At 39.1% G+C, this 15,427-nt stretch carries 13 protein-coding genes; 7 read left to right on the plus strand and 6 right to left on the minus strand.

What is annotated here, in order from left to right:
* The first annotated feature begins 250 nt into the window (after nt 1–250).
* Genes AAEY57_RS03885 through AAEY57_RS03895 form a run of 3 tightly spaced genes read left to right on the plus strand, consistent with a single transcriptional unit; the run spans nt 251 to nt 3,319 of the window.
* On the plus strand, nt 251–1,645 hold the full coding sequence (locus tag AAEY57_RS03885) for a RimK family ATP-grasp domain-containing protein (protein ID WP_350606459.1): 1,395 nt from the start codon (nt 251–253) through the stop codon (nt 1,643–1,645).
* Nucleotides 1,645–2,790: a peptidase C39 family protein gene (locus tag AAEY57_RS03890; RefSeq protein WP_350606461.1), complete on the plus strand. Its 1,146-nt coding sequence runs from the start codon at nt 1,645–1,647 to the stop codon at nt 2,788–2,790. Before AAEY57_RS03885 ends, AAEY57_RS03890 begins: the two co-directional genes overlap by 1 nt.
* 16 nt (nt 2,791–2,806) lie before the next feature.
* On the plus strand, nt 2,807–3,319 hold the full coding sequence (locus AAEY57_RS03895; protein ID WP_350606464.1) for an MgtC/SapB family protein: 513 nt from the start codon (nt 2,807–2,809) through the stop codon (nt 3,317–3,319).
* A gap of 12 nt (nt 3,320–3,331) precedes the next feature.
* Here AAEY57_RS03895 and AAEY57_RS03900 read toward each other — a convergent pair whose 3' ends face one another.
* Nucleotides 3,332–4,561 carry a sensor domain-containing phosphodiesterase gene (locus AAEY57_RS03900; protein WP_350606466.1) on the minus strand — a complete coding sequence of 410 codons (1,230 nt, stop codon included), beginning with the start codon at nt 4,559–4,561 and terminating at the stop codon, nt 3,332–3,334.
* Between the two features lie 129 nt (nt 4,562–4,690).
* Complete coding sequence (locus AAEY57_RS03905; RefSeq protein ID WP_021033106.1) at nt 4,691–5,701, minus strand: GlxA family transcriptional regulator; 1,011 nt, start codon at nt 5,699–5,701, stop codon at nt 4,691–4,693.
* Between the two features lie 128 nt (nt 5,702–5,829).
* Between AAEY57_RS03905 and AAEY57_RS03910 the strand changes: the two genes are divergently transcribed.
* A complete protein-coding gene (locus tag AAEY57_RS03910) occupies nt 5,830–7,737 on the plus strand; it encodes a beta-ketoacyl synthase (RefSeq protein WP_350606469.1) in 1,908 nt (635 codons plus the stop codon).
* A 353-nt stretch (nt 7,738–8,090) separates the two neighbouring features.
* Nucleotides 8,091–9,905 (plus strand): CBM96 family carbohydrate-binding protein, encoded by a 1,815-nt coding sequence (locus AAEY57_RS03915; RefSeq protein ID WP_350606472.1) that lies wholly within the window; start codon nt 8,091–8,093, stop codon nt 9,903–9,905.
* Nucleotides 9,906–10,053: 148 nt separating this feature from the next.
* Here the strand turns inward: AAEY57_RS03915 and AAEY57_RS03920 are convergent, their stop codons facing one another.
* Both AAEY57_RS03920 and AAEY57_RS03925 read right to left on the minus strand, forming a co-directional pair.
* Entirely contained in the window at nt 10,054–11,238 is a 1,185-nt protein-coding gene (locus tag AAEY57_RS03920) for an acetyltransferase domain-containing protein (protein ID WP_350606475.1), read from the minus strand.
* Nucleotides 11,239–11,365: 127 nt separating this feature from the next.
* A complete protein-coding gene (locus AAEY57_RS03925) occupies nt 11,366–11,782 on the minus strand; it encodes an MgtC/SapB family protein (RefSeq protein ID WP_013464847.1) in 417 nt (138 codons plus the stop codon).
* Between the two features lie 271 nt (nt 11,783–12,053).
* Here AAEY57_RS03925 and AAEY57_RS03930 point away from each other — a divergent pair, with 271 nt between their 5' ends.
* Nucleotides 12,054–12,386, plus strand: a complete 333-nt coding sequence (locus tag AAEY57_RS03930) for a hypothetical protein (protein WP_350606477.1) — start codon at nt 12,054–12,056, stop codon at nt 12,384–12,386.
* On the opposite strand, the gene fghA is transcribed toward AAEY57_RS03930, so the two are convergent.
* A complete protein-coding gene (gene fghA / locus AAEY57_RS03935) occupies nt 12,340–13,182 on the minus strand; it encodes an S-formylglutathione hydrolase (RefSeq protein ID WP_024601045.1) in 843 nt (280 codons plus the stop codon). The genes AAEY57_RS03930 and fghA overlap by 47 nt on opposite strands.
* Before the next feature lie 66 nt (nt 13,183–13,248).
* Nucleotides 13,249–14,370 carry an S-(hydroxymethyl)glutathione dehydrogenase/class III alcohol dehydrogenase gene (locus AAEY57_RS03940; RefSeq protein WP_013464850.1) on the minus strand — a complete coding sequence of 374 codons (1,122 nt, stop codon included), beginning with the start codon at nt 14,368–14,370 and terminating at the stop codon, nt 13,249–13,251.
* Nucleotides 14,371–14,500: 130 nt separating this feature from the next.
* On the opposite strand from AAEY57_RS03940, the gene AAEY57_RS03945 reads away from it, so the two are divergent.
* Complete coding sequence (locus AAEY57_RS03945) at nt 14,501–15,373, plus strand: LysR family transcriptional regulator (protein WP_029609976.1); 873 nt, start codon at nt 14,501–14,503, stop codon at nt 15,371–15,373.
* The last annotated feature ends 54 nt before the right edge of the window (nt 15,374–15,427 follow it).

Below are 15,427 nucleotides of genomic sequence, written 5' to 3' on the forward strand. Positions count from 1 at the left end.
CAAAAATTTTTATCTTTACGCTAAAAATATCTCGTTTGTGCGCATCTAAAAAAGGGCATATAAATCACCTGTCGCTTAAGCAATTTAAGCGCTAACGTTTATAGTAGATATTCGTTAAAGCACCTATCGTATTAAGTGATTTGCTAAATGCTGCACTTAGTGCGATAGGTGTTTCTATTTGCTGTTTTATTCGCTGAGCTAACTGATTAGCAAGGCTGCTTTGTATATTTTGACTTAACTAGGAAAAGTCGTGTTTAAAACCTTAATTGTGGTTGATAACAATGAGCAAACGCTTGCTCTTTCATTTGAAAATGTCATTACCTTTAACACCTATTTGCGAGACTACCCAAAACGCAACGAACCAAAAACCCGCATAATAAATCTATGTGATGCTAGCCAGTATTTAAGTAAAGGATATTACTGTTCGTTACTTGCTGAGGCGCGCAAGCATCAAGTATTACCGAGTGTAAAAACAATTAACGCGCTTCGAAGCAATCAAGCGTCATTACAAAATATTGGCCATATTGATGGTGCTGTTTATTTTGGTCACGCGGGAAATGATCAACAAGCTAAAGCCGCTAAATCGGTATTTAAACAATACCCAGCGCCTATTTTATTTGTCGATCAGCAAGGTTTACTGCAACAAGGCTCATTAACCTCTTTAAGCGAGCAACAATATGCTGCGTTTATTGAAAAGCTAAATGAGTTTACCCAAACGCAATGGCGTATTGGTAAAGTAGAGCGCCGTTTCCGTTGGGATATGGCGATATTGGTTGATCATAACGAAAAAGTACCGCCAAGTGATAAAGATGCAATAGCCCGTTTTATAAAAGCAGCAGCGAAACATGGTATTAACGCAAAAGCACTTAGCTTTGAGGAAATAGACAATATTGCCCAATTTGATGCGTTGTTTATTCGCCAAACAACAGCGATTGATCACCCAACGTACCGTCTTGCAAGTAAAGCGCAAAGCTTAGGTTTAGTGGTGATTGACGATGCGGAGTCTATTTTACGATGCTGTAATAAAGTGTACTTACATGATGCATTCAATTATCAAAAAGTACCGAGCTTAAAAACCGTGGTGGTGGCAGATCAATCAAAAGACACAATTGAGCAATTAGAAGCGTCGTTTACTTATCCGCTGGTATTAAAAATGCCAGAAGGGTCGTTTTCAAAAGGCGTGTATAAAGTTGCTAATCGTGATGAATTAGAAGCTAAGCTTAGTGAGTTATTTGCTTTAAGTGCGCTAGTTCTGGCGCAAGAGTACATGTACACAGAATACGATTGGCGTGTAGGGGTACTTAATGGCCGTGCTATTTATGCGTGTCGTTATTTAATGGCGCGTAACCATTGGCAAATATACAACCATGACGCAAAACGGTTTTTCTCGGGTGGCTTTGAAACATTACCTACGTTTGAATTACCTAAAGCTGTACTGGATGCTGCTTTAAAAGCATGTAAAACCGTAGGCAAGGGTTTATACGGTGTGGATGTAAAAGAGCATCAAGGCCGTGCGTATGTGTTGGAAGTAAACGATAACCCAAGTATTGATCACAAAGTAGAAGATGGTTACTTAGGTGATGAGTTATACATGATCATTATGGATGAGTTTAAACAGCGCCTTGAAGCACGAGGTCGCGGCTAATGCTTAACGCATTGTCTGATTTAACGATTTTTGCAGGAGCGGGTATTAGTATTCGCCCTGCAAGCGCGAGTGATTTAAACGCCTTAGTGGCGCTTGAAAATGCCTGCTTTAGTAACGATAAGCTTAGTGCGCGAAGTTTAAAACGTTGGCTTAGTGCTAAACATGGGATTTTATTAGTCGCCGAGCATAATGCGCAATTATGTGGTTACGGTTTGGTGTGGTGCCATAAAGGCACGCGGTTAGCGCGTTTGTATTCGTTAGCCGTATTACCGACGATGCAGGGCAAAGGAATCGCTAAAACGCTGCTTAAAGCCCTTGAAAAAGCCACTAGTGAGCGTGGGCGTATTTATTTGCGTTTAGAAGTGGCAGTAAATAACGACAGCGCCATAGGGCTTTATAAAAGTGTAGGGTATCGAGTTTTTGGTCAGTACAGTGATTATTACGATGATCACAGTGATGCCTTGCGCATGCAAAAAAACATCCGTCAAACCAGCGAGTTGCAAGTTGAGCGTTTAACGCCATGGTATCAGCAAACTACCGAGTTTACCTGTGGGCCTGCGGCATTATTAATGGCAATGGGCTCGCTTGATAACAGCACAGAGCTGAGTCAGTCACATGAATTAGCTTTATGGCGTGAGGGCACCACCATTTTTATGACCTCGGGACATGGCGGTTGTCATCCGTTTGGATTGGCATTGGCTGCAAATAAACGGGGATTTAAAAGTGAGGTCATTGTTAATACCTCAGAGCCATTATTTTTAGATGGGGTACGCAGTGATAATAAAAAAACGGTGCTGGCGACAGTACATCAGCAATTTGTTGAAGGCATAGCCGCGGCTAATATTCCTGTTACCTATAAAGATGTTGAACTAACCGATATAGAAACTTGGTTAAACCAAGGTTTTAGTGTGTTGCTGTTAATAAGCACTTATCGGTTTGATGGAAAAAAATCACCGCATTGGGTATGTGTTACTCATTTAGATGCGCACTGTGTGTACGTACATGACCCGTTTTGCGAACCAGGTAACGACAATCAATTAGCGATTGACTGTCAATATGTGCCAATTGCACGCAGCGATTTTAGTAAAATGTCGGCTTTTGGTAGTCAAAGGCTTAGAACGGCAGTTGCTATTAGTAAAAAATAATAGATTAGGATTTTAAGTGACATTTTTAGATTTTATCGATGTAGCCCCATACTCGTGGGCAGCCATTGGTACGGCGGCTTTTTGTGGCGCTATTATTGGTATAGAACGACAATTGCGTGGCAAACCTGTAGGGATCCGTACCTCTGCGCTGATCACCTTAGGTACTTACTTGTTTTTATCGACTGCGTTTAATTTACAAGGGGATGTGATTGATCATTCTCGCGTAGTCGGGCAAATAATTACCGGCATTGGCTTTTTAGGTGCAGGCGTAATGCTGGCAAAAGACGGTGCCGTAGTCGGGGTTACCTCTGCTGCCACCATTTGGGTATTGGCCTCCATTGGCGTTATGATAGCAACCGGGAATCTAGGGGCTGCTATTAAGCTTTCGGTACTTGTGGTGGGTATTTTATACGGCGTTGACGTGCTCGAAGCTAAGTTTAAAAGCTTAAGTAAAGGCGTGCATGCTAAAGTGAAAAGTTATCATAAACGCTATTATCGAAAAGACAGTATTGATACCGAGCGCCACTAATTAGTGGCGTTTTTATGCGGGTAGTGCTTTGTTTTGGAAGCTAAGCGCATCTTCAATTGGTGCGGGGCGGCTAATAAAATAACCTTGTACACTGTCTACATTGAGTATTCTTAACGAGTTTAGTTCTTCTGCGGTTTCGATCCCTTCGGCAACGATGGTGCAGTCGATTGCTTTTGCAAATCCACACAATGCTTTTGCCAGTAAAAATTTACGATCGTCTGTGTTTATATTTTGAGTCAGGCTAATATCTAATTTTATAATATCGGCCTCAAGCTCTAGTATGTGCTGAAATGAGGAAAAGCCAGCGCCTACATCGTCAATGGCCAAGCGCAGACCTTTGTTTCTGAGAGGCCTAAGTGCAGTTCGCATTTTTTCGTAATTAGAAATTGGCGAATGTTCAGTAATTTCTAATACCAGCCTAGTGCAGTCAATCTGTTGTAATGTTCGTTCAAGTGCACCGCTAAGAATGTGCGAAGGCGAGCAATTAATGGCAATGTAAGTTGTATTATTAAACTTTGCCATATTGGCTACTGCATTTTTAATGGCCAGCATTTCTAATGGTTCACTTAAACCCACCTTACTCGCTTCTTCAAACCAGATATCAGGGGTTTTATAAGGGGTGTTAAAAAAACGTGCAAGCGATTCAAAACCTACAACTTTATTATTTAGTTGACTATAAATAGGCCGAAAATAGATACTAATATCATTATCGCTAATAATTTGCTCAATAGTTGATTTTGTGTGGTTGTACGATACGCTTTTATCTAAACTCTTTTCAATTAATCCGGTCGCTATTTCTGAAATAATATTTAAAAAAGATAAATCGCGCTCATTTAAGCTCTCATCATGGTGTGATTTATAACAACAAAACGTACCATATAATTTCCCGTTCGACAGGTTGATAGGTACACCTATATATGCCCCTATACCTAATTTTTTTGTAACCGGCATCGCTTTGGTTATTGGGTTTGCGTTGGTATTAGTAATAATAGGGCTAAGCTTGTTGTCGGTGATTTGTTGGCAGTACGTTTCATTAATCGGAACGGCATTACCCACTTTAACAATTTGGTTTTCAGAGGGGTTATCGACCACTTTAAAAACACGCTCATCGTTAATAAATTCAGATATAAAAGCAACATCTATATCTAAATGTTTACGAACTAACGCGAGTAAGTTAGCTAGTTTAGCCTCAATGGATGCGTTGCTTTGTTGATCGACAAGCAGATTGGTAAGTTTATCCATCAGCTATCTCCCTGTATTAATTTCACCACGCCTCATGCGTAATACTATAATTTATATATATAAAAAAATCTAATCAAGGCTATATCAATCTTTGCTAACCATCAAAAGTGAACACGGTTTAGTTAAAACTTAACCAAATAATTTTCGTCGCACGACTTTACGGTATTCGCTGGGTGTTTGGCGTAATACTTTTTTAAATACTCGGGTTAAATGCCCTTGGTCGTTATAGCCAACCTCTAAAGCAACTTCCTGAATCGATAAATTAGAAGATGCCAATAAATCTTTGGCGCCTTCAACTCGTAATTGTTGCCAATATTCGATTGGACTTTGGTTTGTGGCACTTCTGAAGCGACGAGTAAAGGTGCGATAACTTAGACTAAATTGAGCCGCAACCTCCTGTAAGTTGAGCTCACTGGCTAGATTGGTTTTTAACCAAAACTGTATTTGTGCAATCAGCTCATCTGGGTGTCTATCTACTGCTCCCTCTAAGTAACGTTGATCTTCATAGGGTTTACGAATTTCATGGGAAAAGTTGCGCTCCACATGTTGTGCCGCTTCTTTACCATAATATTGACTAATAATATGTACGATAACATCAGCAAGTGCATTTAAACTGGCTACGGTATACATACGTTCTGACTGGGTGATAAAAAAATCAGGTTTTAAACTTACATTAGGGTAGTCATGCTTAAACTGTTTAGCATAATGCCAATGGGTAGTAGCGGGATGTCCGTCAAGTAAACTAGCCTCTGCAACAAAACAATTACCTGTGCCTACTCCAATTATATGACTTCCTACGGTAAAGCTCTCGATCAGCCAAGTGACTAATTGTTGATTAGCGCGTATCACCGGGCGAGGGTTACGCCAAATACCAGGCACAATAACTAAATCGCAATAAGGTGAGTTTTCGCTAGTACAATCAGGAATAATCGATAGTCCAGTTCGCGTCTTAATGGCATCACTATTTTTAGCCACTAAATGAATAGCCAGAGGTTTAAAGTTATTTTTATCACTATGGCCTTTAGCAAAAGCCTCACCCGCACGCAGCATCTCAATCGGTAATGTGAGACTGGTTACCAACAAATGCTCAAACACTGCGATACCAATATTTATGGGGGGAGTTAATGGGTTGTTGCTCATTGTGAATGCTCCGACCAGTTGTTTTTGGCCTTTTATGCCGCTTATTTGGCTATTAAAGCACAAAGACGTCTCTATAATCCAATTAAACTAATGTCATATTCTTATAACACGCATTTTAAAGGTAAATTATGACTGCATTACCCGTTATTGTAGGCATGGGAGGCATTAATGCCGCTGGCCGTACTTCTTTTCATCAAGGTTATCGTCGTATCGTGTTAGATAGCTTAGAGTCTCAAGCTCGCCAAGAAACATTTTTAGGCCTTGCCACATTAATGAATTTAGTGAGTGTTGTGAATGGACAACTACAAGACATGAAAGGCAATAATGTTGAGCAAAGCGACATAGAAGCACGTTTTGGTGAGCAAATTATTGCAGGTACATTAATTCGTAAAATTGAAAAACAACATTTTGATGTAGATGCCACGCCATGGCAGCAAAAAATGACGTTAACCGCATCGGATGAAAACGCGATTGTGTTTGAAACACGCCGTCGTGATTTACCTTCGCCAGTTCCTGAAAGTTGGCACGTTGAAGAGCTTGAAAATAAAAAAGTGAAAGTAACTATTGCGGCTCAATTTGATATTAAACATGATTCTACTCGCGATAATCCAATTAAATCTGCTGGGCAACTACCCACAGGGTTTGATCCGTCAATTATGTACAATAGCCGCTACCAACCTCGTGGTTTACAAGCTACTATTTTTGCTGCCACCGATGCAATAAAATCAACCGGACTTGATTGGCAATACATTATGAATAGTGTTGAGCCTGATAAAATTGGTACCTATTCAGCATCGGTTATTGGCCAAATGGACGATAAAGGTTTAGGTGGGTTAGTCAAAGCGCGCCAGCAAGGTGATCGCGTCAGCACAAAGCAGCTAGCACTGGGTTTAAATACAATGTCGACCGATTTTATCAATGCCTATGTTACGGGCAATGTAGGAACTACTTTTTCTACATCGGGTGCGTGTGCTACTTTTTTATACAACTTGCGCGCAGCAGTAAATGATATACAAGCAGGGCGCACACGTGTTGCAATTGTGGCAAGTGTAGAATGTGCAATTACCCCTGAAGTGGTTGAAGGCTTTGGCAATATGAGTGCGCTGGCTAATATTGAAGGTTTGCGCCGCTTAGATGATTTAAGTAATGACGATGAACCTGATTATCGTAGAAGCAGCCGCCCATTTGGCGAAAACTGTGGCTTTACTTTAGGTGAAGGCGCACAAGTGGCTATATTAATGGATGATGCGCTGGCACTTGAACTAGGTGCAGACATTATGGGCTGTGTGCCTGATGTATTTGTTAACGCCGATGGAGTAAAAAAATCAATTACTTCACCTGGGCCTGGTAACTACATTACCATGGCAAAATCGGCTGCACTTGCCAGTAGCTTACTAGGTAAAGAGGCATTACAGCAACGTAGCTTTATTTTAGCCCATGGTTCAAGCACACCACAAAACCGCGTAACTGAGTCGTTAATTTATCATAAAGTAGCGCAAACATTTGCAATAGATAATTGGAAAGTAACCGCCCCTAAAGCGTATGTTGGCCATACTATAGCACCTGCCAGTGGCGATCAGCTTGCCATTGCCTTAGGTGTATTTAGTCATAATATTATGCCGGGTATTACCACTATAGATAAAGTGGCTGATGATGTTTATGCAGATCATTTAGATATTCGTAACAGTCACTATGATTGTGGTGATATGGATATTGCATTTATAAATTCTAAAGGGTTTGGTGGTAATAATGCAACAGCCACAGTGCTTTCAGCAAAAGTAACGATGCAGATGCTTGCTAAGCGATATGGCGATGAAATGATGGGGCTCTATACCAGCAAACATGCAGCGGTAAAAGAAGCACAACAGCACTATCAACAACAAGCAGATTTAGGTCAATACGCGCTAGTTTATCGTTTTGGTGATGGGCTGATTGATGAAAATGACATTGTTATTGATGAGCACAGCATTCAGCTGCCAGGCTTTGAAAAAGCAATTATATTCAATACAACACATTCCTATCAAGATATGTTCTAAGCACACATACTTGTTAGCAAGGCGCTTTTTAAGCGCCTTTTTTAATGTATGAACCCATATTGTAGTTTAACTAATGCGCTAATTAGTTCCTTAACAAAAATATTAAAACTTCACCTCTTTGCAAATACTTCAAATTACTAATCTCTTCTTCCGCATTAAAAATAAAGCACCTTGATAAATTGAAAATATTAGGTTTGTTGCATACAATATAATAATTAATTAGTAGTATGTTATTTATTTTATTGAGTTAAAAAGTATTATTTATTATGCATCAAGAACTTTATAAATAGTTACTATAATTTTTGCTCAGATAGGTTAAATACTCAATTTTATTAATTACTTTAGGAGTAGTGATGAAATTAATACCATTAAAACGCTGGCTTATAGGGCAAAAAAGTCTCACTTTATGTACTTTACTCTTTCTGTCTAAACTTAGTTTTGCGTCTATTATTTTATTTGATGACAAACCACGTAATGGTACTTCATTGTGGTCAACCTCATCTAGTGAATCGACTTTAACTAAAATTGGTGAGCCTGTAGCTGATGGCGAAAGAGCTATATTAATGCAGGCAAACTACTGGACTCAATCAGGATTACGTATTGCTCAAGTACCTCCTTTTAAAAATTCAATACTTGAGGCAAAAATATACAGAAAATCAGGAAATAAGGGCACTTTAATGTTTCGTCGCGGTAACGATTCATTAAAAATAAATCTTGATGAAACCAATAACGAATTTTGGACATTGGATGGTTTGCCTGGCCATAATAATTTTTCAGACGATACATGGCACACGATTAGAATCAATCTCAATGGCTTTAATCTTGATGAAAATGAGAAAGTCCTGGCTATTGGTATTCAAGGCCCTCTTGGAACAGGTAGATTTTACATGGACTCGGTTTCCTTTGTTGAGGGAGAGCCAGATAATAACATTTCTCCGCCGTTAGCTGGTAATTGGGAGCTGACTTTTGAAGATAATTTTAATTCAACTTTATTAAACCCTAATAATTGGCATGTTGGAAAGCAATATCTAGGAATGAGTGGTATCGCAGGTAATGCTGGGCGAGAAACTATTCGCATTGAAAATGAAATGTTACGGTTTGAAGCAGAAAAAAACACATTAAATCAAGGAACCAAACGTTACTTTTATAATGCCGCTGAGGTAAGTACTTTTCGTAAATTTAGACAAAAATATGGTTACTTTGAAGCCAAAATTAAGTATGACTCAGTACATGGTGCTTGGCCTGCATTTTGGTTACTACCTGACAAAGGCATTTATGGTAACGATACTTATAGGAGGCAGTCATTATTAAAATTTAATCTTGATGATGTATCTACTACTATTTCTTCTGCATTATTAAGATTTAAGATCTCTGAAGCAAACACTCAAAGCAGCATAGCTGTGCATAAAACACTTTCCGCAGATTGGTCCCAAGATACTGTAACTTGGAATACTAAACCGCAGGTCGATCCTTTATGGTTTAGTCATAGCTATGGAGAGGTTACGGGAAACATAATTGAAGTGGATGTTACCAGTTATATAAGAGAGCAAAAAAGTTCTGGTAAAGAGGCGAGCTTTGCATTGATTGACAATTATATGCGTAGCCAGCTTATAAAAATTTTTAGCAGTGAAGCGAATAATATTTCTGATAGGCCCGCTTTAATTGTAAATGAAGAAAGTTTATTTCCGACTGAAGATGCTTTTGTGCGTGGAGGTAATTATGCAGATACTAATTATGGTCAAGAACCATTTCTTTTAATTAAAGACACTTGGGGAGATACCTCACCTACATTCGATCAGGGAATGGAGTTTGATATTATGGAGAGTTTAGGTACTTGGGGGGAAGACATCAGTATCTCTGCTCTGCATTGGGATGGTTACGGTAGCCAACATAAGTCAGTAAATTCCGGCGAGCTTTATCATAATTATTCCTCAGATGGTTTCCATATATATGGCATGCATTGGCAGCCTGGTTATGTCGGTATGTATATAGATGGTGAAAAAGTCTGGGAGCACTATGACGACCGAGTTGGAAGTTTACCTTCTTATATTATTTTATCGTTACAAGTAGGTGGTTGGGATGGTAATGAAAAGAATATCAGTGATGATTTTGAGGCTAACATGCTAGTAGATTTCGTTAGGGTCTGGAGTAATTCAGAGTTCAATTAACAACAAGAACGAACCAAAGCGTTATCATTTATAAATGTCGATTATGATGAATTAAAAAAAGCACTCAAAAAATTAAATTAATATATCTGATAAAGTGACGAAACATTTTATCGAGTATTTCCCCCACAATATATTGTGGGGGAAATTACTAAATATATTTAGCAATCAGGCTGTTTTTATTACGATATTTCCAATTTAAGTAGCGCTTAGCGAGTAAGGCGGTAAGCACAACCACTACAGCTATCATCGCCATGGTTGCAATATAACTCATACCATACCCTGATGGTAAGCCAACAAGGGTTTCACCATAGGTCATATCACTAAAGTTAAATCCAAGAGCAGGTATTAAAAGCCAACTGATAGCATGCAGCAAATACAAGTGAGTGAGGTAAGAAAACATGCTGGTTTTACCTAGGACTTGCAGAAAATTTTGCGAAAAACTAGCCTTTAAGTGGCTCAATAGTTTTAGCGCAATTAAACCAAGCCCTACAGTAAGTAACATAAATTGTAACGACAACGGATATTTAGTCGGATTTAAAAACGACATAATAGTCAGCAGTGGATCTGTATGTGTAGAAAACTGTGACATATCACCGTATAAATTAAAGCCGCGTAGTATTGAATAAAGTGCTAGGCAGCTCATACCCATAATAAACGCGTAATTCATCACTTTTTTACTATAATGCTGAGATTTATAATATATACCTGCACAATAAGCCAAACACATGAGTCCAACAATAGGCGCAACGGGGTAGGTCGTTCTAATAGAAAAACCAAACGGCAGTGCTAATACATTTTTTTGATGAACGATAGACCACAGTGTATGCGCGATGGTGTTACTTTCAAAGGTAATACCATCTAATAAGTTATGACCAAATACCAGTAATAACCCAGCTATAAATACAGGGTATATATCTATTAAGCGAAGCAAGCCAAGCACCACAAAGCCCCAGCCAATCGCCCAAATTACTTGAGCATATAACATCGGGAAAAGAGGATTAAAACTCCATGACCATGACACAATTGTAAACTCAAATAAAATAAGCACTAAACCTCGAACTATTAAAGCGTTAGCAAACTGACGAGTACACGCGTATTTATGCTCTGTAATAGCGGCAGAGAGGCCTGCTAAAAATACAAATAATGGCGCACAAAAATGCGATATAAAGCGTGTGAAAAAAGTAAGCGCATCTGTTCCGGGTATGGTCATGGGATCAGTTACTGAATAATTTAGACAATAATACATGCCGTGATCTATCACCATAAATATGATGATAATGCCGCGTAATAGATCAATATGATGCAAGCGACTTTGCGATAAAGATAATGACATAAAATACAATTAACAAGAATGAAAAAAATGAACTTGATTATATGTTATATTATATCAAAAGGCGAGTTTGAAGATTGAATTTAACAGGGTGATCGCGTCAGCGCTAAGCAATTAATTATAATTTTCATTATTTAAATTTTTTAACATACCTAAGCGTTATGAAGTTTATTACTGCCAACAAAATAGCTATTTCATAGCGGCTGTACGCAATAGCGATACCAATTAAACCCATATTCCAAATACTCGCAGCTGTTGCTGTTCCAGATGTAGACTGGTTATTTTTTAAAATAGCGCCGCCACCAATAAAACCAATACCTGTAATAATACCTTGTAACATTTTAGATTGCGCCTCTGCGCCCTCCAAAACTGACATAGCAATCAGTGCATAACCACATGATGCGACGGCAACTAAAGGAAACGTTCTTAGACCTGCACCATTATGGCTATGCTCTCTATCATATGCCATTGGCAGGGCAAGTAAATACGCCATGCCAAGATGAATCAAGTTATCAATAATGTCTCTCCACTGTAGATCAATTTCCATTGCTATTTCCACGGATAAATTTTAAATAAGTAGCAAAAATTGAACCAAGGTATTAATTTAAATAAAATCATTGTGTTACCTTTGTTTTATCGAGGGGGATGAGTGGCGTTAGCAATATTTACACAATAAAGTGCGTTTTTACCCAGCAATGAATTTCAGCTGCGTACCACACAAGCAAACTCTATTATGTAAAATTGTGGGGCTTATATATTTTTACAACACTCCTTTTTTAAGTCGTATATAATTTGGCTTATTTGCAACGAGAGTTTACATGCGCATTTTATTAATTATTATCTTTTTAAATGTATTAAGTGGTTGCACAGTAATGGGTATATTTTTGGATGAAACGGCGAGATCCAATTCAAACATCAATAGCACTAATAGTTATGTAAAGGATAAAGATGGTTTTAGTTTTAGCAAACTTGGTTACGAAACTGATAAAGCCATATTTGAATTTATAAAAGGAGATGACGGTGTGATTAAAAAATGTAGGCAGGTTACTAAGGTCCTAAAAGAATGTGTAGAAGTAGATAAATCTACTCTACACAGTAATGAATCTAAGCCGATAAAAACTGATGATGAAATAATAAGTGTTGGTCTATAAAGCTACTAATAAAAAAGTAACTATGATCGTAGCCAGCGTGCATTTCGAGCTGCAGCGGATACGCTTTTTTATTAGCGATATCGACCAAATTTTGCGGCTTAAGCTGCTCTTCTAAAAAGTTATCAGCATCACCTTGGCTTACCAGCATAGGTAAATAGTTAGCTTGCTCGGCTTGTTGCATTAATTCGCAAGTATCGTAGTGTGCCCACGTTGTTTTGTCGTCGCCTAAGTAGCCTGTAAATGCTTTTACACCCCACGGACACGCCATAGGATTAACAATAGGACTAAATGCCGAAGCGCTGGTGTACGATTGTGGGTTTTTAAGTGCAATCATCAATGCGCCGTGCCCGCCCATTGAATGACCACTAATTGCTTTTTTATCTGTAACAGGAAAGTGTTGCTCAATTAGTGCCGGTAACTCATTAACAACGTAATCATACATATTAAAATGGGTGTTGTAGGGCGCTTTTGTGGCATTAAGGTAAAACCCAGCACCTTGTGCAAAATCATAGCTGTCCTCGTTTGGCACGTTATCACCACGTGGGCTCGTATCTGGCGCTACAATGGCGATACCCAGCTCCGCTGCTTTTTTAAATGCGCCTGCTTTTTGCATAAAGTTTTCATCGGTACAGGTTAAACCTGATAACCAGTACAGTACCGGCACCTTATTGGTTTCACTGGCGCCTGGCGGTAAAAAAACTGCAAAACGCATAGTGCAACGAGTGCTTGAAGCGCTATGGCTGTATTGCTTATGCCATCCGCCAGCCACTTTCGCTGTTGAAATATTTTCTAACATAACAATCCTTAAAAGCCGTTACTTAATAGCAACGGCTTGTGATGGTAATTAAGTGAAATGAGCGTATTAGTAATGAATTACAGTACGAATACTTTTACCTTCATGCATTAAATCAAAGGCATCGTTAATTTCTTCTAGGCTCATGGTATGAGTGATAAAGTCGTTTAGCGCAAATTCACCCGCCATGTAACGCTCTACAATTTCAGGAAGTTGTGAGCGGCCTTTAACACCACCAAATGCGCTACCACGCCATACACGGCCAGTAACAAGTTGGAACGGACGAGTTGAAATTTCTTGGCCAGCACCGGCTACACCAATAATCACAGACTCTCCCCAACCCTTATGACAACACTCAAGCGCAGAGCGCATTACATCAACATTACCAATACATTCAAATGAGTAATCAACACCGCCATCGGTCATCTCAACAATGACTTCTTGAATTGGCTTGTCAAAGTCTTTTGGATTAATTAAGTCGGTAGCACCTAGTTTGGTCGCCAAGTCAAATTTAGAGGTATTAATATCAATACCAATAATACGGCTTGCACCAGCCATTTTAGCGCCAATAATGGCAGATAAACCAATACCGCCTAAACCAAAAATAGCCACCGTATCGCCCGCTTTTACTTTAGCCGTATTTGTTACAGCGCCCATACCGGTAGTAACACCACAGCCTAATAAACAAATTTCTTCTAACGACGCTTCTTTGTTTACTTTAGCCAATGAGATTTCTGGCAATACTGTGTATTCAGAAAATGTAGATGTACCCATATAGTGGTAAATAGGCTCGCCATCTTTGAAAAAGCGAGTGGTGCCATCTGGCATTAAGCCTTTACCTTGTGTTTCGCGCACTGCTGAACACAAGTTTGTTTTACCTGAAGTACACATTTTACATTCACCACATTCTGCGGTGTATAAAGGAATAACGTGATCGCCAACTTCTACACTTGAAACGCCTTCGCCCACAGCGTAAACCACCCCAGCGCCTTCATGACCTAAAATAGCGGGGAAAATACCTTCAGGATCTTCACCTGATAAAGTAAAAGCGTCTGTATGGCATACACCAGTGGCAGTGATTTTTACCATTACTTCGCCTTTTTTAGGCATCATCACATCAACTTCTTCAACGCTTAAAGGCTGATTAGGGCCCCAGGCAATCGCTGCTTTTGATTTTATAAATTCAGACATGTGTATATCCTTTGTAGTGGTTTGAATATGAATTGTAGACCCATACTGTTTGGGTAATGAGGTTATTGTATTTGTTTCTCAGATAATGATAATCTTCAATTTAATAAAACACTTTTACAGTATGGTAATAATTATGCGTTGGGAAGGTATTGATGAGTTTATTGCTGTTGGCGAAGAGGGAAGTTTTACCCAAGCTGCACAGACGTTAGGTTTATCGGTTGCTCATATTAGCCGCCATGTTACAAAGCTAGAACAACGGTTAAATACGCAATTATTAACACGTACTACTCGCAAGGTTGTTTTAACCAAAGAGGGCGAGCAGTTTTTACACCAAGTTAAACATTTACAGCACGCAATGGACGAGGCCACTCAAGGCTTAGCATCGGTACAAACCTCACCTAAAGGTAAAATTAAATTAACAGCACCGGTTATGTATGGTGAAAGTTTTATTATGCCCATTGTGCATTCATTTATGCATGATCACCCTGAGGTAGAAGTAATCGCAACGCTCTCTAACGAGCAAGAAAACTTATTAGAGGGGGGCTTTGATTTAGCCATTCGACTAGGCCATTTAAAAGATTCAAGCTTAAAAGCGCGGCGCTTGAGCTCGCGACGATTTATTATGTGTGCTTCACCTGCATATTTAGCGCGTTTTGGTGAGCCTCACACTTTGGGGGAGCTTAATAATCATCAATGTTTAATTGGCAATAGTAGTTATTGGCGAGTAAATGAAAATAATCGTGATAAACATATTAAGGTAGCAGGGCGATTGCATTGTAATAGCGGCTGGGCACTCGTTGACGGCGCTATAAAGGGTTTAGGTATTGTTCAGTTGCCTGATTACTATATTGAAAATGAAATTAAATCCGGTCAGTTAGTACCTATATTAACTGCATACCAACCACAACAAGAGGGCGTGTGGGGTCTATATCCGCCACGGCAATTTGTGGCTACTAATGTGCGGGTATTACTTGATTACTTAGTAACAGGGCTGAAAGTTTAGCAGGGTTTACTGGCTTGTTAAAATATAGCCAAGTGTCAGATTTATAAATTATTT

The sequence above is a fragment of the Pseudoalteromonas sp. MER144-MNA-CIBAN-0113 genome (assembly GCF_040308965.1).
Classification (GTDB): Bacteria; Pseudomonadota; Gammaproteobacteria; order Enterobacterales; family Alteromonadaceae; genus Pseudoalteromonas; species Pseudoalteromonas tetraodonis.